Source organism: Maribrevibacterium harenarium, from assembly GCF_006385675.1.
In the GTDB taxonomy this organism is placed as follows: Bacteria; Pseudomonadota; Gammaproteobacteria; order Pseudomonadales; family Marinomonadaceae; genus Marinomonas; species Marinomonas harenarium.
The window spans coordinates 65,865-88,200 of the sequence record NZ_VFRR01000002.1 but is presented as its reverse complement, the minus strand read 5'-3'; the positions used below and the strand labels follow the sequence as shown (position 1 = coordinate 88,200).

At 49.8% G+C, this 22,336-nt stretch carries 22 protein-coding genes; 13 read left to right on the top strand and 9 right to left on the bottom strand.

Annotation, left to right across the window (positions count from 1 at the left end; all coding sequences use genetic code 11):
• Positions 1-237: 237 nt before the first annotated feature.
• From FJM67_RS01640 to dhiA, 4 genes are all read left to right on the top strand, one after another.
• Positions 238-444 (top strand): hypothetical protein, encoded by a 207-nt coding sequence (locus tag FJM67_RS01640; RefSeq protein WP_140586941.1) that lies wholly within the window; start codon positions 238-240, stop codon positions 442-444.
• A complete protein-coding gene (locus FJM67_RS01635; protein WP_140586940.1) occupies positions 428-856 on the top strand; it encodes a globin domain-containing protein in 429 nt (142 codons plus the stop codon). Before FJM67_RS01640 ends, FJM67_RS01635 begins: the two co-directional genes overlap by 17 nt.
• A 388-nt stretch (positions 857-1,244) precedes the next feature.
• Complete coding sequence (dhiT, locus tag FJM67_RS01630) at positions 1,245-1,508, top strand: type II toxin-antitoxin system toxin DhiT (protein ID WP_140586939.1); 264 nt, start codon at positions 1,245-1,247, stop codon at positions 1,506-1,508.
• Positions 1,508-2,023, top strand: a complete 516-nt coding sequence (gene dhiA / locus FJM67_RS01625; protein WP_140586938.1) for a type II toxin-antitoxin system antitoxin DhiA — start codon at positions 1,508-1,510, stop codon at positions 2,021-2,023. The genes dhiT and dhiA overlap by 1 nt, the downstream gene beginning before the upstream one ends.
• A gap of 20 nt (positions 2,024-2,043) precedes the next feature.
• Here the strand turns inward: dhiA and FJM67_RS01620 are convergent, their stop codons facing one another.
• From FJM67_RS01620 to yghU, 5 genes are all read right to left on the bottom strand, one after another.
• Positions 2,044-3,204, bottom strand: coding sequence for a GNAT family N-acetyltransferase (locus FJM67_RS01620; protein ID WP_140586937.1), 1,161 nt, complete (start codon positions 3,202-3,204; stop codon positions 2,044-2,046).
• Between the two features lie 212 nt (positions 3,205-3,416).
• Positions 3,417-4,217: a shikimate dehydrogenase gene (gene aroE, locus FJM67_RS01615; RefSeq protein WP_140586936.1), complete on the bottom strand. Its 801-nt coding sequence runs from the start codon at positions 4,215-4,217 to the stop codon at positions 3,417-3,419.
• A gap of 102 nt (positions 4,218-4,319) precedes the next feature.
• Complete coding sequence (hemF, locus tag FJM67_RS01610) at positions 4,320-5,255, bottom strand: oxygen-dependent coproporphyrinogen oxidase (RefSeq protein WP_328591918.1); 936 nt, start codon at positions 5,253-5,255, stop codon at positions 4,320-4,322.
• 69 nt (positions 5,256-5,324) lie between these two features.
• Positions 5,325-5,927: a TetR/AcrR family transcriptional regulator gene (locus FJM67_RS01605; protein ID WP_140586934.1), complete on the bottom strand. Its 603-nt coding sequence runs from the start codon at positions 5,925-5,927 to the stop codon at positions 5,325-5,327.
• Positions 5,928-6,020: 93 nt separating this feature from the next.
• The gene (gene yghU, locus FJM67_RS01600) at positions 6,021-6,878 is read right to left on the bottom strand and encodes a glutathione-dependent disulfide-bond oxidoreductase (protein ID WP_140586933.1); all 858 of its coding nucleotides are present in this window, start codon (positions 6,876-6,878) and stop codon (positions 6,021-6,023) included.
• A 208-nt stretch (positions 6,879-7,086) separates the two neighbouring features.
• Between yghU and FJM67_RS01595 the strand changes: the two genes are divergently transcribed.
• Positions 7,087-8,052, top strand: a complete 966-nt coding sequence (locus FJM67_RS01595) for a dihydrodipicolinate synthase family protein (RefSeq protein ID WP_140586932.1) — start codon at positions 7,087-7,089, stop codon at positions 8,050-8,052.
• Positions 8,053-8,982, top strand: a complete 930-nt coding sequence (locus FJM67_RS01590) for a 4-hydroxyproline epimerase (RefSeq protein WP_140586931.1) — start codon at positions 8,053-8,055, stop codon at positions 8,980-8,982. It begins immediately after the preceding gene.
• Between the two features lie 123 nt (positions 8,983-9,105).
• On the opposite strand, the gene FJM67_RS01585 is transcribed toward FJM67_RS01590, so the two are convergent.
• Both FJM67_RS01585 and FJM67_RS01580 read right to left on the bottom strand, forming a co-directional pair.
• Positions 9,106-10,626 carry an aldehyde dehydrogenase (NADP(+)) gene (locus FJM67_RS01585; protein WP_140586930.1) on the bottom strand — a complete coding sequence of 507 codons (1,521 nt, stop codon included), beginning with the start codon at positions 10,624-10,626 and terminating at the stop codon, positions 9,106-9,108.
• Positions 10,627-10,803: 177 nt separating this feature from the next.
• Positions 10,804-11,469, bottom strand: coding sequence for a GntR family transcriptional regulator (locus FJM67_RS01580; RefSeq protein ID WP_235889966.1), 666 nt, complete (start codon positions 11,467-11,469; stop codon positions 10,804-10,806).
• 275 nt (positions 11,470-11,744) lie between these two features.
• Between FJM67_RS01580 and FJM67_RS01575 the strand changes: the two genes are divergently transcribed.
• Complete coding sequence (locus FJM67_RS01575; RefSeq protein WP_140586928.1) at positions 11,745-13,211, top strand: NAD-dependent succinate-semialdehyde dehydrogenase; 1,467 nt, start codon at positions 11,745-11,747, stop codon at positions 13,209-13,211.
• A gap of 203 nt (positions 13,212-13,414) precedes the next feature.
• Positions 13,415-14,698: a 4-aminobutyrate--2-oxoglutarate transaminase gene (gene gabT / locus FJM67_RS01570; RefSeq protein ID WP_140586927.1), complete on the top strand. Its 1,284-nt coding sequence runs from the start codon at positions 13,415-13,417 to the stop codon at positions 14,696-14,698.
• 103 nt (positions 14,699-14,801) lie between these two features.
• Here gabT and FJM67_RS01565 read toward each other — a convergent pair whose 3' ends face one another.
• Positions 14,802-15,746, bottom strand: a complete 945-nt coding sequence (locus FJM67_RS01565; RefSeq protein WP_140586926.1) for a LysR family transcriptional regulator — start codon at positions 15,744-15,746, stop codon at positions 14,802-14,804.
• 377 nt (positions 15,747-16,123) lie between these two features.
• On the opposite strand from FJM67_RS01565, the gene FJM67_RS01560 reads away from it, so the two are divergent.
• From FJM67_RS01560 to FJM67_RS01540, 5 genes are all read left to right on the top strand, one after another.
• Entirely contained in the window at positions 16,124-17,119 is a 996-nt protein-coding gene (locus tag FJM67_RS01560; RefSeq protein ID WP_140586925.1) for a hypothetical protein, read from the top strand.
• Positions 17,120-17,161: 42 nt separating this feature from the next.
• The gene (locus FJM67_RS01555; protein WP_140586924.1) at positions 17,162-18,007 is read left to right on the top strand and encodes a methyl-accepting chemotaxis protein; all 846 of its coding nucleotides are present in this window, start codon (positions 17,162-17,164) and stop codon (positions 18,005-18,007) included.
• A 429-nt stretch (positions 18,008-18,436) separates the two neighbouring features.
• Positions 18,437-19,459 carry a TRAP transporter substrate-binding protein gene (locus FJM67_RS01550; RefSeq protein WP_140586923.1) on the top strand — a complete coding sequence of 341 codons (1,023 nt, stop codon included), beginning with the start codon at positions 18,437-18,439 and terminating at the stop codon, positions 19,457-19,459.
• Between the two features lie 69 nt (positions 19,460-19,528).
• Positions 19,529-20,080, top strand: a complete 552-nt coding sequence (locus FJM67_RS01545) for a TRAP transporter small permease subunit (RefSeq protein WP_140586922.1) — start codon at positions 19,529-19,531, stop codon at positions 20,078-20,080.
• Positions 20,077-21,396 (top strand): TRAP transporter large permease, encoded by a 1,320-nt coding sequence (locus FJM67_RS01540; RefSeq protein ID WP_219845859.1) that lies wholly within the window; start codon positions 20,077-20,079, stop codon positions 21,394-21,396. Before FJM67_RS01545 ends, FJM67_RS01540 begins: the two co-directional genes overlap by 4 nt.
• Positions 21,397-21,483: 87 nt before the next feature.
• Here the strand turns inward: FJM67_RS01540 and cysQ are convergent, their stop codons facing one another.
• Positions 21,484-22,329: a 3'(2'),5'-bisphosphate nucleotidase CysQ gene (gene cysQ / locus FJM67_RS01535; protein ID WP_140586921.1), complete on the bottom strand. Its 846-nt coding sequence runs from the start codon at positions 22,327-22,329 to the stop codon at positions 21,484-21,486.
• Positions 22,330-22,336 lie beyond the last annotated feature (7 nt).

Genomic DNA, 22,336 nt, shown 5'->3' with positions numbered 1-22,336 from the left:
ACAGCGTTATACACAAAAATGGCCAAGTTACTCAGATTAACCTCTATATATTCGCTATTTATTAATAAATCAGCAGAACCTATCAACTATAAGATTGTCTTATCCACAAAATTGAAGCGTATTCAAGTGTATATTTAATCAGTGTTGACATCTGGATAACTGGCCGTTTTTTCCACAATGGCTCCGTTTCTGGGAGAACTTTGCTACACTCTGCGCCAATGATATCTGGGAGTTATTATGAAAAAAACGCTAAAACCTTTTCTTGAAGGCGCCGCCGTTGGCTGTGTGTTCGTCAGCATCACCATGTTGTTTGAAATCCCTATGTACATGAGTTTGATTATTGGGGCATTGGCTGCCGTCGGCGGTTACCACAACTCTATCAAAATGGACAAAGAAAAAGCCGCCAAAGCCGCAGGGAAGAGCACCGATGACAGCACCAATTAAATTCGGAGAAGGGGATGGCACCCTACAAGCTGTCGGTGGTATGGAAGGACTGACGAAGTTAGTGCATGCCTTTTATCGCATTATGGCCAGTAATGAGGACTACCGACCGCTATTTGATATGCACCCCCAGCCGATTGATACCTCAATCGACAAGCTCATCCTGTTTTTGCACGGTTGGATGGGGGGAGAAAAAATGTACGCGAAGAAGTACGGGCAAATTGCCCTTCCCCGTGCCCATGCACACCTGCATGTGGACGACAGCAACCGCATGATGTGGTTGAACTGCATGTCGGATGCACTGCAAGAATGTGGCTACTCTGCCGATCTGCGCGAGTACTTAATTACCCAATTAAGTGTACCTGCTGGACGGATTCAACAGGTCAGCGAAATGATGCGCGGGAACGAAGCGTAGCTATCATCCCAACAAACGCCTCAGCCTAGGGTCTTCTTGACCTCAAGGCCAAGGCGTTTTGCCAATCTCACCAAATTCGCCCTGTCCATATCGAGTTGTCGTGCTGCGGCAGACCAGTTAAAACCAGTGGCAACTAGGACTTGCTCCTCAGTTTAGACTTGCCCCCTAAGTCCTAAGTAATGAGACAAAATCCAGCCTTCGACCCGCTTCAATCGGCACAGGGATGTACCGATTGAACAGACGCCCGCTCAATCACACCGTCATCACGCAACCCAACCGATAGAAAAAGCCACGTTCTGGGCTTCACTCTTGAAGCCTTTGCTGTATCTGTCGATTTGTATCCATAAAGATACTAGCGTACACTAAACAAAGACTAAAGGAGTGGTTGATGCCCGAAATACTCAAAAAGTTGTTAGGTTTGAAGTTTGTCATGTATTACTTAGACAATGACTCCCACAACCGCCCTCATGTACATGTTGAGTATGGTGAGCACCGCGCCTCCATTGCTATTGATGATATTGAGTTACTTACTGGCTACTTGCCTGCTAAAAAGCTCGTCAAAGCTGAGCAATACATTGAGCAGCATAAAAACGAATTGCTGAACGAATGGAGCAAAGCCGTCCAAGGTGTAACGATTAAGAGGGTTAACTGATGTTAAAAATCATCGATGTTGATTGGGTATCTGGTTACGAGTTAGAACTTGAGTTTAGCGATGGTTTTCGTGGAGTTGCTGACCTGACTGAGCTCTTTGAGACTGAAGCATTTTCTCAGGTTGAGTCTTTTACAGAGTTCTCTCTTGAGGGGACTTACATCGATTGGGGTGTTGCTGAAATATCCGCAACCAAGTTGCGTCAATTAGCAGAGGAACAAGGTAAATACCTTGAAGCTAAAGAAAGAGCTATTTCACCTGATGATATTGAAGCTGTGCTAAAGCAAGCTGCTTGGGATTCGATCACACTTAATAGACCGGATATTCTTCAAGCGGCTATTCGTGGCTATATCGAGGAGTACGGCGTTCAAAACGTGCAACTTAAAACGAACCTTAAAAGTAGACCTAGTATATACAAGGCATTAAGCCCTCATACTTCCCCTAAATTCGATACGTTGGTTCAACTGGCTCATGGTGCATTAGCGGTAAAAGCTGAAAACGAAGCTCTCTCTCAATAATGCTTATCTAACCAATGAGGCTAAGATGGTTGTTTAAACGGCAAGAGTGCCTGTGTTTCTTGATGGTAACGGCGCACGGCGTCGGCTTCTTCCTCACAGAAACGTCCAATCGCTTCTCGGAATCCCGGGTGGGCGATGTAGTGAAGGCTGTGGCTAAATACCGGTTCAAAGCCCCGGGCGATTTTGTGTTCTCCTTGGGTGCCAGGGTCGAAGTGCTGTAACCCCCGTTCTAAGCAGAATTCGATGCCTTGGTAATAGCAGGCCTCGAAGTGGAGGCAATCAAATTCCTCCAAGCAGCCCCAGTAGCGCCCATAGAGTGAATGGTCGTCAAAGAAGCACCAAGAAGCGCCGACGGGCTTTTCACCTTGGTAAGCTAATACCAATAGGATCTGCTCCCCCATATCTATCGTTAGCTGCTGGAAAAAGGCTTCGGTTAGGTAGCCGGTTTGTCCCCGCTTGGCATAGGTAGATTGGTAACACAGATAGAAAAAACTCACCTCTTCCGGTGTTAATTCTGTACCCAGTTTTCGAACCAGATGCAGGCCCTGTTGCTGGATTTTCTCCCGCTCCTTACGGGCCGACTTGCGTTTACGGCTACTGAAATGACTAAAGTAGTCATCCATTGATTGGTAACCGCGGTTAAACCAATGGAACTGGCAGGAAATACGATGTAGGTACTCTTCCGATTGACCAAGATGCTCGGCCAGGTGTTCGCGGCAAAATAGTAGATGCCAGCTCGAAAACTCCCGCTCGGCGTTGGCTTGAGTGAGTAGGGGAGCTAAGGCCCCATACAATGCGGTGTATTCTGGGGAACGTCCATCTGGGTCAAGGTGACTAAATAGCCGCGGCCCGGTTACTGGGGAATAGGGAACAGCCCAAATTCGTTTCGGATAGTAGTTAAAACCGTAGCGGTGGTAGGCATCGGCCCACGACCAATCAAATACAAATTCCCCGTGGGAGTGGGTTTTCAGAAAGGTGGGGGCGATGGCAATTGGGCTGTCATCGTCTTCCATCACCAGTAGGTACTCTGGATACCAGCCAGTGCCTTCCCCGAGGCATTGATGCTGTTCAAGGGCTTGGTAAAACGCATACTGGGCAAACGGGTAACGTGTCTCACCGATGGCTTGCTGCCAGCGCTCCCTACCGATATCAGCAACACTACCAAACCACTGTGCTTTCATTGGGCCTCACTCAAAGTCTAATCTGTTTAAACCTATCGTCTTGCTACGGAACTTACTAGCGTATGGGCTAGGATCTGATTAGCAAGGACGGAGAGACTTATGAAAAGCACTTCGCCCATGGATGGGCGAGACCGACCTTACGGGCAGGGATGCCCGTCGGTCGGTGCGTTCATAAGTCTTCCGGCATTGCCCACCAACAGGCCAGTCGAGGGCTACATAGCCTGACGTAGCTGTTCCACAATCGAAGCTTGGTCAGGTCGTACGTGACGCCAGATAAAGAAGGCTTCCGCAGCTTGTCCAACCAGCATCCCAAGGCCATCTTCGCCGCTAGCGCCGCGCGCTGTCGCCCAGTTCAAGAATACCGTCGGCTCTTTCCCGTACATCATGTCATAGCACCAAGTCTGCGGGCCGATAACACTGTCTGGAATAGGCGGCAGATCACCTCCCAAGCTGGCGGAAGTGCCATTAATGATGATATCAAACTCGCCGGTTAGCTCTGCAAAGGACGACCATTGCACAGCAAAAAGCTCCGCTAGGGCTTGGGCTTTCGCTGGGGTACGGTTGACGATGGTAATACTTTGCGGATGTTCCAATAGCATCGGCTCGATCACCCCCCGTACTGCGCCACCGGCACCTAACACCAGAATACGTTTGCCGTGTAGAGGTTGGTTCAATACCTGCACGATGTCGCGTACCATACCGGCACCATCGGTATTATCACCGTAGATTTCGCCGTTTTTCCCCACCATCAGGGTATTCACCGCGCCAGCCCGTTGCGCTCGCTTACTCAGCACATTGCACATGGCGTAGGCCCGCTCTTTGAACGGCACGGTAACGTTTAAGCCTTTACCGCCTTGAGCAAAGAAGGCCGCGACTTGTTGTTCAAATTGTTCTAAATCCCCAAGGATACGACCATATTCCATGGCCTGTTGGGTCTGTTCAGCAAATGCCTGATGAATAAACGGCGATTTGCTATGTTCGATTGGATTGCCAATCACAGCGTATTGATCCACAGCTGACCTCTTTTACAGAGTGTTATCTTTATGATTTTTAACGGGAACTTTATCGATCCAGCCGCAGAACAGGGTTACCGTAGTACGGCGGCTGGACTGTTGTTATTGTGCTTGGCGACCAAGCCAATCTCTATCCTGTAGGTAGTAGTCCAGCAAACGGGCTTCTTCGGAACCGGCTTCAGGGGCATAGCCATAGGCCCATTTCACTTCCGGTGGCATGGACATCAGGATGGATTCGGTACGCCCAGCGCCACTTTGGAGACCGAAGTGAGTGCCACGGTCGAAGACGAGGTTAAATTCTACATAGCGACCACGGCGATGCAGTTGGAAGTCCCGCTCACGCTCACCATAGGGCGTGTCTTTGCGAGCCGCCACAATCGGCTCGTAGGCATCCATATAGGCATTGCCCACCGCTTGCATCATGGCGAAGCTTTCATCAAAGGACAGTTCGTTGAAGTCATCGAAGAACAAACCACCGATACCACGAGGTTCGCCCCGGTGTTTCAGGTGGAAGTAGTCATCACACCATTTTTTAAAACGGTCGTAGTAGGCTTCGCCGAATGGCGCTAATGCTTCGAAGGCGGTTTGGTGCCACTGGATACAGTCTGCTTCATTGCCGTAATAAGGGGTCAAATCAAAGCCACCACCAAACCACCACACTGGCTCCATGCCATCTTTTTGCACCACAAAGAGACGCACATTGGCGTGGGACGTGGGTACATAAGGATTATTGGGATGGATTACCAAAGACACGCCCATGGCTTCGAAACGCCCCCCAGCCAGCTCGGGGCGATCTGCTGTAGCGGACGGTGGCAGTTTATCCCCTTTGACATGGGAGAAGTTCACGCCTCCTTTTTCAATCACGCTACCACCGGCGATAACACGGGTACGCCCCATTCCACCGGTTTCCCGCTTCCAGGCATCTTCATGAAAACGGATTTCGGGCTCAAATGCTTCCAATCGCTGACAGATGCGATCTTGCAAATCCATCAGGAAGGTTTTGACAGCGTTGATGTTATCCTCAGTTAAGGTGGTCAAGACGGCTCTCCTGCACATTGTTGTGGGTGAAAGCCATCATTCTAGCATTGAAAAGGGCGCTGCCTAGAATCAAAAACGCCCAGCCAGGTCTCGCCAAGGGGCGATTGCTCTATCAAAGGCGGCAATATCACCACTCACTCGTGTTAGCAGCATGGCACCTTGAACACTGGCGAGAATTTGATGGGCATAGTTGTAAGTATCTTCGCTGGTGAGCCATTCTTTGGACATGTAAGAGACTAAGGTTGCCAAGTAGTCGAGCTGTAACTTCATGATTTCATTCAGTTCATCGACACATTCTTCATTAAGCAAATGGCTATCCGAGGCCAAAACCACATCTAAAGACATGGCTTTATCCGCGTTTAACCGCTCTCTGACGCCATCAAGAAATTTGTTCAGCGCTTTCTGGGCGGGGTTTTTCTTGCGTTTGGGCAGCTCTAGCGTTAGCTCCAACTCGCCACGGTAGTGCTGAATCAGAGCCAAGGCTAGATCATTTTTGGTAGGGTAGTGATAGTGAACACTCGCACTTTTAATGCCAACCGCTGCCGCTAAATCGCGAAAACTCACGGCTTTGTAACCATGCTCCGTAATCGCGGCCTTAGCCGCCATTAGAATCGCGACCTTGGTGGGGTTTTCCACCTGATTGACTGAAGAAATAACCTCCGACATTGGCATTGGGCATGCTCCTTGTGTTCACTAAAAGACCTACCTAATGGTAGGAATTATTGTTCCCTATGGAAAGTAAAATGTTTGTTTTTTAACCGTTTTTTACTTTCGCAAAGCCAGTACCTGATCAATATCCGTGGCGCTGTGCCGTTCCGCTAGCTGTTCCCAAGGTTCTCCAAAGGTACGGTTGACGATCTGCCCGCGCTGTACTCCAACGCGTTGGTTGATCTGATTTGCCCAACGCAATACATGGGTGTAGCTCTCTACCTGCAGAAATTCCCCTGCATTGTAAAGTTGTCCTTGCACCAATTTGCCATACCAAGGCCATGCTGCCATATCGGCAATACTGTACTGATCACCTGCTAGGTAGTCATGGGTGGCGAGGTGCTTGTCCAGCACATCTAATTGGCGCTTAACCTCCATGGTGAAGCGATTAATCGGGTAGGGCTGCTTTTCATTGGCGTAAGCATAGAAGTGACCAAAGCCACCGCCCAAAATGGGCGCGGCCCCCTGTACCCAAAACAGCCAATTCAACGTTTCTGTGCGTTGAGCACGTTCTTGGCTAAGGAAGTGGCCAAATTTTTCGGCGAGATAAACCAGAATCGCAGCAGACTCAAAGACTCTTACCGGCTCGGACTCGGAGTTATCCATCAAGGCTGGAATCTTAGAGTTTGGGTTCACTGCCACGAAACCAGAGGAAAACTGATCACCCTCTAAGATATTGATTAGGTGAGCATCGTATTCCGCTGCTGTAACGCCTTGAGCCAGTAACTCTTCCAGCATAATGGTCACTTTTTGCCCATTAGGGGTGCCGAGGGAATATAGCTGCAATGGGTGTTCGCCTACCGGTAATTCCCGTTCGTGAGTCGCGCCGGACACCGGGCGGTTAATACTGGCAAAACGGTTGTTGTCATCCACTTCGTGTACCCAAACCTTGGGTGGGGTGTAGTTTTCGCTCATGCTCTCTCCTGTTTTGTATTCCAAGCACTGACGAATCTCTGTGCTATGGGTAGTTGTGAGTATAGACATATTAGTGGGTGTGGCTGTTAACTCTCACAAGTCTTACAAGTAGGGGAAAGACAAGTTTCAAACTAGCTGAACATTTGCTTGACGAATTTTATATGCAAGCGTATTTTGGATACAAAATACATAAATAGGAGTTACCCCCATGAACACCTCTGTTTTCCATGGCGTGATGCCCGCCTTGATGACCCCTTGTAAAGCTGACCGCACTCCGGATTTCGATGCTTTGGTAAAAAAAGGCAAAGAGATGATCGCTGCTGGTATGTCCGCCGTGGTGTATTGCGGCTCCATGGGGGATTGGCCGCTGCTCACCGATGCAGAGCGAATGGAAGGGGTTGAGCGACTTGTCGCCGCAGGCATTCCAGTAGTTGTCGGCACCGGTGCGATCAATACCAAATCGGCAGTCGCATTAGCCGCCCACGCCCAAAAAGTGGGGGCAGCCGGATTAATGGTGATTCCACGGGTGTTATCACGAGGTTCCGTGATTGCCGCCCAGCGCCACCACTTCAAAGCTATTCTCGACGCTGCGCCGGATATTCCCGCCATCATTTACAACAGCCCAGTTTATGGTTTCGCGACTCGGGCGGATTTGTTCTTTAGTCTGCGGGCGGAGCACCCTAATTTAGTCGGCTTTAAAGAATTTGGCGGCCCAGATGATTTGCGTTATGCCGCCGAAAATATCACCTCAAAAGATGACGATGTCATTCTGATGATTGGTGTCGATACGGCGGTTTACCACGGCTATGTAAACTGTGGTGCAGTGGGCGCCATCACCGGCATTGGCACCGCGCTACCCAAAGAAGTGCTGTTACTGGCAAACCTTTCCCGCAAAGCGGCCGAAGGTCATGCCGAAGCCCGGGTAAGAGCCAAAGAATTAGAGGAAGCTTTCAGCGTCTTGGCGAGCTTCGATGAAGGCCCTGAGCTGGTCTTGTTCTTCAAATATTTACTTGTGCTTAATGGTGAAGAAGAGTATCGCTTACATTTCAACGAAACCGATGAACTCAATGACGCCCAACGCCATTACTGCGAACAACAATACGCGTTGTTTAAAGCTTGGTTTGCCGATTGGTCAAAGCAGGGCGGCATCATCTCCGATTTGCAGGTAGCTTAAATGAAAGTTGTCGATAGCCATACCGAAGGCGAACCGACCCGTGTGATTTTAGAGGGCGGCCCTGATCTTGGATCAGGGCCCTTATCTGAACGGGCCAAACTACTCGCCACAGAACATCGAGATTTTTATCGCTCACTGGTAACGGAACCCTACGGCCAAGAGGCCATGGTGGGCGCATTACTGGTGGAACCGGTAGACCCTAGCTGTGTCACCGGCGTGATCTACTTTGATGCCGCAGCCGTGATCGGCATGTGCGGCCACGGCACCATTGGTCTTGCGGCGACACTCGCCCATATTGGGAAAATTGGTGTCGGCACCCATAAAATTGAGACCCCCGTCGGCATCGTGGAAGTAACACTGACCGATAAGAACACGGTGACGGTGCAAAACATCGAAAGCTACCGCTACCAGAAAGACGTCGCCGTCGAGGTAGACGATGTTGGCACCGTGATTGGCGATGTGTCTTACGGCGGTAACTGGTTCTTTATTGTGGATGACAGTCCAACACCGGTGGTGCCATCCAATATTCGCACTCTAACCGAGATCGGTATCAAGGTACGTGAAGCCATTTATGCCAACGGCATCGAAGGGGAAAATGGCGGGGTAATCGACCATATCATCTTCTATGGGCCAGCTTTAACCGAAAGTGGGCACAGTCGTAATTTCGTACTCTGTCCAGACAATGCCTATGACCGCTCCCCTTGTGGCACCGGCAGTTCCGCCCGTTTAGCCTGCCTGGCTGCGGATCAACGTTTAGCCCCTGGGGAAACGATTTACCAAGAGAGTACCATTGGCAGTGGGTACAGTTTGAGCTTTCAATGGGGGACACGCTCTGGCGGGGTGATCCCGTCCATTACCGGTCAGGCGTTCATTACGCGCGAAGCCACCATGGTAAGTAATCCAACGGATCCATTGCGTCACGGAGTGTGATTGTCCATCCAGCACCTTGGTAGTAAGGAATTGGTTTGTTGCTCTGGAAAGGTAGGAATGGAAGGGGCAACCAAAAAGCGATGTTGGCAATCCAACATCGCTTTTCTTTTTCAGGAAGGCTGACTAGTTTAGATCGTCTGGCAACAAAGCTGCAGGAATATCCTGATAACACACCGGACGCAAGAAGCGGCGGATGGCCATAGTACCTACAGACGTAGCGCCAAAGTTAGTCGACGCTGGGTAAGGCCCACCATGCACCATGGCATCACACACTTCCACACCGGTTGGGAAGGCATTCGCCAACACTCGACCCGCCTTGCGGGTTAGCACGGGCATAAAGGCTTTAGCATCTGCCATATCGGCCTGATCCACATGCAAAGTGCAAGTTAACTGCCCCTCCAGACTATGGGCGACGGCAAGCATTTCAGCCAATGACTCAGCGATAACGACCATACCAAGGGGGCCGAAGACTTCTTCCGCAAGAGACTCATTGGCCAGCCACGCTTTTGCAGTAGTGGCGTACAAATAAGGCGTAGCGCTGCGTTGATCGCACATAGAGGTCAGCACCTCTTGCACGCCGGAAACCGCCGCAATACGTTGTTGTCCTTTCCGGTAAGCCTTTGCGATTCCATCCGTTAGCATGGTTTGAGCAGGTACAGAAGATAGTGACTCTTTCATTTTAGCCACAAATTTATCTGCCTCCTCACCTGCAATCAGTACCGCGATACCAGGGTTAGTGCAAAATTGTCCTGCTCCCATGGTTAACGAGCCCGCCCAGCCTTGGGCAATAGCGTCGCCACGGTTTGCCAACGCATTTGGGAAAAGGAACATGGGATTCACCGAGCCTAGTTCACCGAAGAAGGGAATCGGTTCAGGACGGGCGGCACACAAATCGAAGAGGGCACGGCCGCCTTTCAATGAACCGGTAAAACCTACCGCTTTAATAAGAGGGTGCTGCACGAGGGCACGACCTACGGTGAAGGACTCACCACTGTCTTGTACTAGGCTAAATACGCCTTTGGGCATCTGACAAGATTCGATGGCCGCTAGAATCGCCTCCGCAACGATTTCCGCAGTGCCAGGGTGAGCTGGATGGCCTTTGACAACAACTGGGCAACCCGCCGCCAAGGCAGACGCCGTATCGCCGCCGGCGGTGGAGAAGGCGAGGGGAAAGTTCGACGCGCCAAACACCGCTACCGGCCCGACGGGCTGTTGGATTAGACGTAAATCCGCTCGGGGCAGGGGCTGGCGCTCCGGTACCGCAGGATCATGGCGCTTATCTAGGTAATCACCGGAAAGGATATGCTCGGCAAACATACGCAATTGACCACAGGTACGGCCCCGCTCGCCGATCAGACGGGCTTCCGGTAAGCCGGTCTCAGAGAAGCCGATGGCGGTGATGGAATCACCCCGAGCATCAATTTCATCGGCAATGGCATGTAGAAACGCCGCGCGCTGGGCGCGAGTGGTAGCACTATAAGGATAAAATGCTTGCTCGGCAGCTTGTACGGCAGCGTCAATATCGCCAGCGGTACCACAGGCATAACGATAGGCCTGACCATGAGCGGGCTGGGACACGAAGGTCTGCTCGGCTGATTGCCATTGTCCTGCAATTAAATGCTTGCCACTGGGTGTAAAGGTCATCTTGCCTCCTCATGGATAGGGTTAAGTCAGATAAAGCACTATGTATTTTGTATCCAAAATAACACAGTTAGAAAAAAATAGACAAGGCAGAGCGGCTTTTATCCGGCAAAGCTTGTCTATTCCCAGTGTTTAAAAAGGTTTACGGTCAAACGGAGCAAGCAACTCCGTGATCTACTTCTAGCTGGCGCGGTTAGCTTGAATTAACGCCAACACCTGCTCCTTGGTATTGGTTAAATGCTCCCGCAACACCGCTAATGCCTCCTCAACTTGTCCAGCTCGGGCTAATTCCAACAATTTGGTATGGTCTTGCTCGGCGCTGTGACGCTTCTGTAGTTGATCAATGTGCATACTGACGTAGCGATTTGCCTGCTTACTGACCCGCTCCAGCAATTGGCTGGTTAACTGTCGTCCCGCCGCTTGATACAGGGCACTGTGATATTCGGCATTCAGAGGCCCCCAGGCGGCTACATCACCACTTTGATAGCTGGCGTGCATGGTAGCTAAAATGTCTTCGCAACGGCTAAAGTCAGCAATGGTCATTTTGCCGATGGCTCGGGCGAATAAATCCACTTCCAACAAGATGCGCACGTCGAAAATTTCGGCGATTTCTTCCAAGCTATGTTTGACGACGGTCGCACCACGGTTGTTCTGGAACCTAACTAAACCCTCCCCATCAAGGCGCTTTAAGGCTTCACGAATCGGCATGCGGGAGACATCGTATTCATCCGCCAACATCTCTTGGCGGATTAACTCCCCTTCTTGTAATTCACCGGACAGGATGCGTTTGGTCAAATCTGCGCAAATGACATCCGCCAAACTCTGGCGCACCACGGCTCTTTTCACTGTCAAAGTTCCTCCACCGTCATTTATCTCAACCAGCCAGCATCAGGATAGCTAGTCAACTTTGCTGCCATTATAACCAAAGCGAGGGTGAATACCTGCAATCTTCTTACCAGCTATGGCAGTTGCCAAAGCGCTAATGTTTGAGCAAGTCCAAACAAAGCATTGATAGCTTCACATTTTCCAGCACAAATCCTTCTCCTACTATCCTAACAATAGCGTGTAGCTTTGCGCCTAGTGGTGCTTAAACTGATTCAGATCCTTTTTCGGGGGTGCTAATGCAAGCCTTGTTAACCAATCCTGCTCTGCTAAAGAGCCAATCCTACGTTAATGGTACGTGGGTCAATGCCGTATCCGGCGCCACCTTTCCCGTGACCAACCCAGCCACTGGTGAAGTCATTATCGAAGTGGCTGATTTAGGTGCAGCGGATACCGAACAAGCGGTAGCGGCTGCCGACAATGCTTTGAAAGCATGGCAAGACACCACCGCGAAAGAGCGTGCTACCTTGCTACGTCGCTGGAACCAATTGATCCTCGATAACCAAGACGATCTCGCCAAATTAATGACCTTGGAACAAGGCAAGCCCTTGGCAGAAGCCAAAGGTGAAGTGTTATACGGCGCATCATTTATTGACTGGTTTGCCGATGAAGCCCGTCGTCTATACGGAGACGTGATTCCTACTTTCGCCAAAGGTAAGCGTGTACTTACTATTAAACAAGGCATTGGTGTCGTCGCTGCGATTACCCCTTGGAACTTCCCGATCGCCATGATCACCCGTAAAGCGGGCCCAGCTTTGGCAGCGGGTTGTACCATCGTCATCAAGCCTTCTGACGAAACCCCGTTGTGTGCCCTAGCACTTGCTGAGCTAGCCCACCAAGCAGGTATCCCAGCAGGTGTGATTAACGTGGTCGTCGGCAAAGACGCGAAAGCCGTGGGCGGTGTGCTAACTGGCAGCCCAATCGTACGTAAGTTGAGCTTTACCGGCTCCACTGGTGTAGGCAAATTGTTGCTGACTCAATGTGCGCAAACCGTGAAACGTACCTCCATGGAACTCGGTGGCAATGCGCCATTTATCGTGTTTGATGATGCGGATCTTGATGCGGCGGTAGAAGGCGCGATTGCTTCTAAATACCGTAACGCGGGTCAAACCTGTGTTTGTGCCAACCGTATTTTGGTTCAAGACGGTGTCTACGATGCCTTCGCCGAGAAATTGGCAAAACGGGTGAACGAATTTAAAACCGGCAATGGTTTAGAGCAGGGCGTTAACATCGGCCCGCTGATTAACCAAGCAGCGGTTGCTAAAGTAGAACAGTTGGTCAGCGATGCGGTGAGCCGTGGTGCCCGTGCTATTACCGGTGGACAAAAAGCCACTGCAGCAGGTGAACAATTCTACGAGCCAACTATTTTGGTAGACGTAGCAGAAGATATGGACATTTTCTCTAACGAGATCTTTGGTCCAGTCGCGCCCTTGTTCCGCTTTAAGACCGAAGAAGAAGCCGTTGCCATGGCCAACAATACCCCATTTGGTTTGGCGTCTTACTTCTATTCCCAAAATTTAGGCCGCATCTGGCGCGTTGCTGAAGCACTGGAATACGGCATGGTTGGCATCAACGAAGGCATTATTTCTACGGAAGTGGCGCCGTTTGGTGGTGTGAAAGAGTCCGGCTCTGGCCGTGAAGGCTCTAAATACGGCATCGATGAGTATGTCGAAATCAAATACCTATGTATGGGCGGCTTGAACTAAGCCCTCGTTTATACCGGTCGGTGTCATGCTAAGTGGCGATGTTGGAGTCGTGTTATAGCAAATACCAACGCCCATGGATGGGCGTTCCGTCCCGTTAGGGCATGGATGCCCTATAGGGCGGTATGGCTATAACACGACGTAAACCAGCGCCAAGTCCAAACCATGACATTGCTCGTACCCTGTTTTGAGAGAGATTCAGACAAATGACAACAAACGCTAGCTTGCAACAACGTAAAGTAAACGCCATGGCTCGTGGCCAAGGCAACATGGCTCCGGTATACGTAGATCGCGCTCTAAACGCTGAAGTTTGGGACGTGGAAGGCAACCGTCACATCGACTTCGGTGCTGGTATCGCGGTAGTCAACACAGGTCACAACCACCCGAAAGTAAAAGCCGCGGTTCAAGCTCAACTAGAACGCTTCACACACACTTGTGTGATGGTAAGCCCATACGAATCTGCCGTTGAATTGGCGGAAAAACTGAATGCTGCAGCTCCTGGTAACACACCGAAAAAATCCATCTTCGTGACTACGGGTGCCGAAGCGGTTGAAAACTGTGTGAAGATTGCCCGTGCTTACACTGGCCGTCCTGGCATTATCGCCTTCAACGGTGGTTTCCACGGTCGTACCAATATGACCATGGGTCTTACCGGTAAAGTAAACCCTTACAAAATTGGCTTTGGACCGTTCCCCAGCGATATTTTCCACGTGCCATACCCAAATGAGTACCTTGGTATCACCGAAGAGCAAGCATTAGCCGACCTACAAATGCGCTTTACCTGCGACATTGAGCCATCTCGTGTTGCAGCGATCATCATCGAGCCAGTGCAAGGTGAAGGCGGTTTCTACATCGCTTCCGCAAGCTTCCTACAAAAGCTACGTAAACTCTGTGATGACCACGGTATCCTATTGATTTTGGACGAAATTCAAGCAGGTTTCGCCCGTACTGGTACCATGTTCTGCCACGAACAAGCAGGCATCGAAGCCGACCTAATGACAGCAGCTAAAGGTATCGCCGGTGGCTTCCCTATCGCCGCAGTAGTCGGTAAGGCAGAGATCATGGACGCGCCAATCCCTGGCGGTCTGGGTGGTACTTACGGTGGCTCACCAGTAGGTTGTGCTGCAGGTCTTGCCGTATTCGATGTGATTGAATCAGAAAACCTATGCGACCGTGCTAAACAAGTGGGTGCCCGCTTCGTTGAACACCTAAAAGGTCTACAAGCTGACTACCCACAAATCATTGGCGACATCCGTAACGCTGGCGCCATGATCGCGGTTGAATTTGTTCACGACGGCGACGTAGCTAAGCCATACCCAGAATTAGCGAAGGGCCTATCTGCGAAAGCAGCGGAAAATGGCTTGATTCTATTGTCTTGTGGTATTCGCGGTAACGTTATCCGCTTCCTACCTGCCTTGACCATCGAAATGGAAATCATCGATGAAGGCATGGAAATCTTTAAACGTTGTTTCACTGAATTGGTGAAATAACCTATACAGCGTTCCTATGTAGTCCTCCCGGACTTCCGCTTGCAAGGTGCGCCCTTGCATTTTCGCCGCTATCAGCCGAGCTGATAGCGGTTTTTTTACGCCCTCAATAGGGTGCCGCCGCTCCTTCATCTAAACCAAATACTTGCCTTATGGTGCGTACAAATAATTCACGGGGCTTATTGGGCTGGGCGGTTTTCTTATAAATGACCGCCATTCCCAAGTGGTAGGAGCGAAAGTCTCGGGCGACGGGGACAATTTCGCCGGCCTCTACCCATTTCTGGGCATAGTTCTCTGGCAGAAAACCGATATAACGACCGGATAAAATCAGCGCTAGGCGGCTGTCATAAAAATAGGAAATCGCCGAGAGATTCATATTGGAGATTTGCTCGCTCACGCCCTCATGGGGCTTAAGCCCGGCATGGGAGGCAGGAAAAGAGTCGACTTTAGCCGCTTGCTCTGATTTCGACATACTTGCTAAAGGGTGACTTGGAGCCACATAGACGTAGCAGGCATCGCTGTATAGATGGATGTAATCCAAACCTTCTAATTTGCGATGGTAGGGGATAAAACCCACATCGGCCTCGTCGTTTAAGATGGTGCGCTCAATGTTCGCCATGGACGACACATTGGTCATGATAGATACTTCTGGGGCGGTTTCGGAAAAGCAGCGAATCAACTCCGGAAAGCGACAGCGCGGGTCAAGGCTCACGTTGTCTGACAAGGCAATGCGCAACTGTCCCGTTAGGCTAGCATTGAGGTTGTTTACGGTGGTGCGAAAGCGGTCGAGGGACTCGAGCAGATTCTCGGTCATACGATATATGATTTCCCCTTCTTCCGTTAAAGAAAAACCACCTCGCCCACGCTTACACAACACTAAGTTAAGGCGGGATTCCAAGTTAGAAATATGCAGACTGATCGTTGAACGCCCAATATTCAGCGCCGTTTCCGCCGCTGAAAAGCCGCCGCAATCGACTACTGTCTTAAACACCTTAAGCTGTTTAATCTCATAGTCACCCACCTGCCCAAGGGAATAATTCTTGGCGCTCATGATCTCTCCCGCACTGTTATTGTTTTGTTACGTACGCACGCTAAGGTGTTCACCAAGGTTTATTAAGACCACTGGCGGTAACGCACATTTTATGCCATTCACTGTGCCATAAAATCCAGTGATTTGTTTGTAATTTCCCCAACTTTAAGTTGATAGATAACAGTTTCACCAAACTTTCTCCTTATTTAAGGTGAAGGGGTTGGATGCTCAACTGGTTTTACCCTAACCAGACTATTCAACACCTGACACAGGTAACGGTCGTGCCCGTTTCTTGTTCTGAAACTTTCAGCAATCGTTGTTTTTGCCCATCTACTACAGATGGGCTTTTTTCCAGCACGCTCCGAAAGCCCGGCGGCTGGGTTCAGTAGGAGAATCATATGGGTTTATCAGTACGCCAGAAACTTATCGCCACCTTAGTCTTGGTTTGTACCGGCTACGGCGCCTTCGGTTTTTACGCCATTATTAATATCAATGATCTACAAGAAGCCAGCTATCGCGCCAACGCTTTGTCTGACATGACAACCACAGTCAAAGATTTAGAAGTAGACTTACTCAAACTAGAGCAGTCGGTTGCCAGTACTAATGGCAGTAATATGGCTAGTGTTGCAGAAGAGCTAGAACACATTAAAAATAGTGATGCTTTAGACCAAGCGATAGCCTCTCCCTTATTAGACCAACAAGCTGTCACCTTATTTGCCACAAATAGCGAGCTGTTACCCACTTATCTTCAGACCATCGAACAACGCCTTACGCTAATGACTGAGCTTGGCCTATCCGCCCAAGAGGGTGCATTGGGTCAACTGAATCAACAGGCCAGTAGCGTAGCCGAGCAATTATCCATGTTGGAAGCCTTCGCTGCAGGCTTCAATCAAGTACGTGCTCAGGAAAAGGAGTTCTTGGTATTTCCAAGTCCTGCCCAAGAACAAGTTTGGTTAGCTGCCTTAGCCAGTTTGCGCCAACAAATTGATCAAGTGGGCTTTGGGGATGTATTTAACCCCTTGTTAGACAGCTACCAGCAAGCTACTAGACCAGTAATCGACCTCTCTTTTGAAGCGGCGCAGCTTACCCAGCAACTGGCTCAGTTACGACAGGACAATGCCATAGCCTTGGAACAGACGGCGACTTACTTGCAATCCTCATTGGTGACAAAAGCTCAGCAGCAAGCGCAACAAACTGCCTCTGCGGCACGTCGTGCCATGATTATTGGCGGTATCGTCTTAGCAGTATTGGTCGGGATTATTTTAGGCACGGTCGTGGTATCCCTGAACCGTAATTTGGGCATCATTCTGGCGCGTCTAAAACAAGTGGCCAACGGTGATCTCAAAGATTCAGGGGAACAGCAAACTAGAAATAGCAACGATGAGTTTGAGTAGCTTGGTTATGCGGTTCACACCACCATCACCGGTTTAAAAAAGTTGATCTACCAGCTAAATGACAGCAATCGTTTACTTGCACAGACGGCGAATCAATTAGATCAAAATGCCAATAGCATTCTGTCCGGTAGTAGCGAAATTCGCGATCGCAGCAATACCTTAGCCACCGCCACTGAAGAAATCTCAGCCACGGCTCACACGGTTGAAACCATGACCGAGCAAGTTAGCTTAGCGGCCCATGACGCCCACCATAGCGCCCAAACCGGAGTCGGTGTGATTCAGGATGCTATCGGTGCGATTCGTAATGTAGCAGCGAGTATCGAAGAAACTCACCAACGGGTGGCATCTCTTGGGGAGCGCTCTAAGGAAATTGACTCGGTGATTGATTTGATTGTCGGGGTGGCAGAACAAACCAGTCTGCTAGCTTTAAATGCGGCCATTGAAGCCGCACGAGCGGGAGAAGCAGGGCGCGGCTTTGCCGTGGTGGCCGATGAAGTCAAAGCTCTCGCCGAGCAAACTGTCCGCGCCACCGGTGATATCACCAGCAAAATTGAAGGTATCCAACAGGAAACCCATACAGTGATCAGTGCCATGCAAGCCAGTCTCGAACAGGTTGAACAAGGTCAAGAGAAGGGGGCTCTGGCGGTAACTACCATTCATGAAGTGGAGAATCGAACCCTAGAGGCGGTGAATCATGCCCAAGCCATTAGTGCGGCCATTCGAGAAGTCGCCCTAACTACCCAAACTATGGCGCGAGATATGGATCAAATTGCCCACCATATTGCGGATAACCATGAAGCCACTGAGTCCATTCAGGTTTCAAACCGAGAAATCCGTGACAGTGTAAACAGCTTGACACAACACCTACATCAATTCGATGTAAGTTAAATAAGACTATAGTGACGTAACGCAAGCGCTAATTAAGACCCCAAAGGTTAGCACCAAAACAGTGCAAGTGAGTTAATTAATTATGAATACTTATTCAAAATAATTACTGCGAACCACCAATGGGGCTGACAAACATCAGTTAATATATTGATTTAATTAAAGATAAAAGCGTTTCATGAGCAGCAAAGCGACACTTCGAACAGCTCAGTAAAAGGTGCTTTATGAACAAAATCGGTGCGTAATGGAAAATCTATTTGACTGATTTCTAAGGTAATTTAGCACTAAGAACTTTGTTTGACGGTAGCAAAACTTTACATAGATTTTGCACGGTTTAACACACCCTAGGTTTTTGAAAGTATCGAATTAATGGTTTCACACCGTAACTGGTCGTGGCCAGTTTATGTAAATTATGTTCACGAGAGGTAACGCATGTTAAAAACTCTACAAAAAGTAAAAAAACGATTATTAGCGAGTTCTCTGGCAGTGGCTTTGGGTGTTGGCGCAGTCGCTTCCACTGCTCACGCAGCCGATCATAACTGGCGCTTTGCTAACCTATACGGTCGTGGCACCGCGTTCGGTGAAGTTTACGAAGACCTAGCGAAAAATATCGAAACCATGTCTGACGGCCGTATCAAAGTACAAGTACTGTACTCTGGTGAAGGTGTCGGTACTTCTGGTATTTTGGGTGCAGTTAAGACTGGTCTAGTCACTATGGGTGCACCTTTCCAATCTATGCACGCTGGTGAGCTGCCTGCAGGTGTGGTTGAAATCGGTCTACCAGGCGGTACTGATGACGCGGGTGATCTTCTAACCCTATTCCATGAGCGTGGCTGGGACGAAGTGCTAACGAAAGCTTACGGTTCTCAAGGTCTAGTATGGCTTGACCCATACATTCAACCACCGGTTTACATCATCACTAAGAAGCCAATCAACTCCGTTGAAGACTTCAAAGGCTTGAAAATCCGTGCGCCAGGTGCATACGGTAAGTTCCTACGTAACCTAGGTGCTTCTCCTGTTTCTCTAGCTTGGTCTGAAATCTACACCTCTCTTTCTACTGGTGTAATCGACGGTTCTATCGGTTCAAACATGATCGACCACCGCGATGGTAACCACGTTGAAGTAGCGAAATACATGTACCGTCTACCTCTAGCAGGCGCGCAAGTATTGCCAATCATCGTCAACAACAAAGCTTGGAACAAGCTAACGCCTGATCTAAAAGCCATCGTGAAAGCTGCGACTACTGTTCACGCTCAAGAACAGCTAGTGAAATCTCGTAAGTGGGAATCTGAAGCGGTTGCTGAAATGGAAGCGAAAGGTCTGCAATGGTCTCCAGAGCCAAGCGCAGCTGATAAAGAAGCATGGGCGGCAGCTGGTGCAGGTCTATGGGATGAATACGCTGCGGCTGACCCATACAGCAAAGAATTGATCGAAATTCTACGCGCTGAGAAATAATCGTTACTCTCCCTGAAGGCGAACGCAATGCGTTCGCCTTTTTACGTTTTCCCCTTGAGGTATTTTCCCATGTTACAGTCTGCGATCCGACGCTATTGCTTAGCTGTCCACGCGCTTGTGGCATTGATCGGTAAATCTGTGTCTCTGGTCATGCCTGCGTTGGCGTTTGTCGTAGCCTTCGAAGTGTTTTCTCGCTACTTTTTAAATAAGCCAACCATCTGGGCTTATGATTTATCCTTGTTTATGTTTGGCTATATCGCCGCACTAGGCGGTGCCTACGCGCAGCAACGCCGCGCCCACATTAACGTGGATATTTTGTATAACAAAGTTCCGCCGCGAGTTCGAAGCGTCTTTAATATCCTTTCGTTTATTTTGGCGATCTTCTTCATGGCCATTGTGCTGCAAATGAGCATCGGCAAATTCGAGGAAGCTATCGAGTTCAATTACCGTCGCCAAAGTGAATGGGCGCCTCACATGCATCACTACTGGATCATGATGGCCGTTGCCAGTGTGTTGCTCATCCTACAACTTTCCAGTGATGTGTTAGAAGAAGCGGTGCATTTGGTTACCGGCAAACACATTATTGACCGTAGTGAATACGAAGAGGAAACCGTGGAATGATTGGTATCGAGTTATTAACCGGCATTCTGCTGGCTTGTATTTTAATTACTTTCGCTCTTGGTGCACCGGTGGGCTTAGCCCTTGGCGGTATCGCCATGGGAGTGGGCTACATGACGTGGGGGGATGGTCTCTTTAACGTTATCCCAACTACGTTAGAAGACACCCATTTTAGTTTTATCTTGTTGGCTATTCCTTTGTATATCTACATGGGCCAGTTGCTTACCCGCTCCGGTATTGGCGACGCTATGTTTAATGCTAGCCAGCTCATTATCGGTAAGGTACGCGGTTCGTTGGCCATTAGCGTCATCGTGGTCTGTTCCATGATTGGCGCCATGGTGGGCATTATCGGTGCCGGTATTATGACCTCGGGCTCGATTGCACTACGCCCGATGCTAGAGCGTGGCTACGACAAGCGCTTGGCCCTAGGTGTCATTATGGCTGGCGGTGGTTTGGGCATCCTGATCCCACCAAGTATTCCGATGATCATGTTTGCCTCGGCCACGCAAAACTCCGTCGGCCGGATGTTTATCGGGGCACTGGTGCCAGCGGCGATTTCTATTGTTTGTTTGATTGCTTATGTGGTGATCACTTGCAAACTGAACCCGAAAAAAGCGCCCCTAGATCCGCCACCGGAAGTGGAACCTACGGTGAAAGAGAAGCTGTTAACCGCCCGTGACGGTGGCTTAGCACTACTGCTTATCGTTGCGGTACTTGGCAGTATCATCATGGGTATTGCTACGCCGACCGAATCCGGTGCGATTGGTGTAGTGGGTGCGATTTTACTGGCGATTTTCTTTAAGCGCTTCAAAGTGCGCATGGTGAAGAATGCCGGTATGCAGGCAGCCATGCTGGTTAGTGTCGCCATGTGGATCATCTTCGGTGCCACCGTATTCAGTAACTTCCATCTTTTGATGGGGGTTCAGAACATGGTAGCCAGCTTCACCCAAGACCTTGGTTTGCCACCGATGATGGTCATCATCATGTTCCAGATCATCATGTTGTTGCTGGGCTTTATCATTGATGAGTTTATCATCGTGTTGATGTGTGCACCTATCTTTACGCCGATTGCGGTATCCCTCGGCTTTGATCCAATCTGGTTTGGTGTGTTGATGATTTTGAACATCGAGATCGCCGTACAAACACCCCCATACGGATTTGCCCTGTTCTACCTAAAAGGCATTGCGCCACCGGGCATCACCATGTTGGACATTTACCGTTCGGTTACTCCGTTTGTATTGATCAAACTGATGGTTCTGATCATTGTGATGTTTAATCCAGATCTGGTGACTTGGTTGCCAAATCTCGTGATGAACTGACGACATTAACAAACTGGATATACTCCATAAAAGAAGGCCCTAACTGGTAACAGTTAGGGCCTTCTTATTGGCAACAACCATGGCGCTTTAGGATTCTTCACTTTGCTCATACCAAGCCATAACGTAAGGCGCGATCGTTGGGCCTGCCACAAAGAAATGGCCGTTCAATAGGGTTTTGCGCTGATTGTAGCGGAAGGGTTCACCGGTCGGAGTAAGTAGAGCACCACCCGCGGCTTCAATCACGGCTTGTTGTGCTGCCGTATCCCATTCACTGGTGGGACCACGACGCAGATGCAAGTCAGCAATGCCCTCGGCGATACGGCAGCCTTTGATCGAACTACCTTTGGGTAGCTCGCGTACGGCGTCAAATTCGTCCGTTAGCGTCTGCCGTAGGGATTCTGGGAGGGAAGGTCCATGGCTGCGGCTAGTCATGGCCACAAGAGGTGCCCGTGGCTCTCTGACACTAATTTGATCAATACGCTCCCCATGCCATTTGTAAGCGCCAAGGGGTAAACCCTGCCAGTTTTCAGTAACACCGATATAACCTTCCGCAGTGGTAGGCAAATAAACCACGCCAACGATCGGTCTGCCATTATCCACTAGAGCAATGTTAATGCTAAACTCGCCGTTTCGTTTGATAAATTCCTTGGTGCCATCTAGCGGGTCAACCACCCATAGACGCTGCCATTGGATACGTTGTTCATAGGGCACCACCGCTTCTTCAGACAGAATTGGGATGTCCGGCGTCAGCGCCATCAAACCATCGCGGATAATACCGTGAGCTGCTACGTCCGCAGCCGTAACTGGGCTGTTATCGGATTTTTGTTCAATACCTAGGTCTGCTTGCTGATAAATTGCCATGATCGCCTCTGCGGCATCACAAACAATTTTCTGCAGTTGCAAAAAGGTAGGGGAACGACCAAGATCCGTCATAACAGCC

Bases quoted from the DNA above. Each gene is read 5' to 3' on its own strand.
- FJM67_RS01605 (WP_140586934.1), bottom strand. From the start codon at position 5,927: ATGCCAATGTCGGAGGTTATTTCTTCAGTCAATCAGGTGGAAAACCCC.
- FJM67_RS01550 (WP_140586923.1), top strand. From the start codon at position 18,437: ATGTTAAAAACTCTACAAAAAGTAAAAAAACGATTATTAGCGAGTTCT.
- FJM67_RS01575 (WP_140586928.1), top strand. From the start codon at position 11,745: ATGCAAGCCTTGTTAACCAATCCTGCTCTGCTAAAGAGCCAATCCTAC.
- dhiT (WP_140586939.1), top strand. From the start codon at position 1,245: ATGCCCGAAATACTCAAAAAGTTGTTAGGTTTGAAGTTTGTCATGTAT.
- FJM67_RS01585 (WP_140586930.1), bottom strand. From the start codon at position 10,626: ATGACCTTTACACCCAGTGGCAAGCATTTAATTGCAGGACAATGGCAA.
- cysQ (WP_140586921.1), bottom strand. From the start codon at position 22,329: ATGACGGATCTTGGTCGTTCCCCTACCTTTTTGCAACTGCAGAAAATT.
- FJM67_RS01635 (WP_140586940.1), top strand. From the start codon at position 428: ATGACAGCACCAATTAAATTCGGAGAAGGGGATGGCACCCTACAAGCT.
- yghU (WP_140586933.1), bottom strand. From the start codon at position 6,878: ATGAGCGAAAACTACACCCCACCCAAGGTTTGGGTACACGAAGTGGAT.
- dhiA (WP_140586938.1), top strand. From the start codon at position 1,508: ATGTTAAAAATCATCGATGTTGATTGGGTATCTGGTTACGAGTTAGAA.
- FJM67_RS01590 (WP_140586931.1), top strand. From the start codon at position 8,053: ATGAAAGTTGTCGATAGCCATACCGAAGGCGAACCGACCCGTGTGATT.
- FJM67_RS01620 (WP_140586937.1), bottom strand. From the start codon at position 3,204: ATGAAAGCACAGTGGTTTGGTAGTGTTGCTGATATCGGTAGGGAGCGC.
- FJM67_RS01545 (WP_140586922.1), top strand. From the start codon at position 19,529: ATGTTACAGTCTGCGATCCGACGCTATTGCTTAGCTGTCCACGCGCTT.
- FJM67_RS01560 (WP_140586925.1), top strand. From the start codon at position 16,124: ATGGGTTTATCAGTACGCCAGAAACTTATCGCCACCTTAGTCTTGGTT.
- gabT (WP_140586927.1), top strand. From the start codon at position 13,415: ATGACAACAAACGCTAGCTTGCAACAACGTAAAGTAAACGCCATGGCT.
- FJM67_RS01540 (WP_219845859.1), top strand. From the start codon at position 20,077: ATGATTGGTATCGAGTTATTAACCGGCATTCTGCTGGCTTGTATTTTA.
- FJM67_RS01595 (WP_140586932.1), top strand. From the start codon at position 7,087: ATGAACACCTCTGTTTTCCATGGCGTGATGCCCGCCTTGATGACCCCT.
- FJM67_RS01565 (WP_140586926.1), bottom strand. From the start codon at position 15,746: ATGAGCGCCAAGAATTATTCCCTTGGGCAGGTGGGTGACTATGAGATT.
- FJM67_RS01640 (WP_140586941.1), top strand. From the start codon at position 238: ATGAAAAAAACGCTAAAACCTTTTCTTGAAGGCGCCGCCGTTGGCTGT.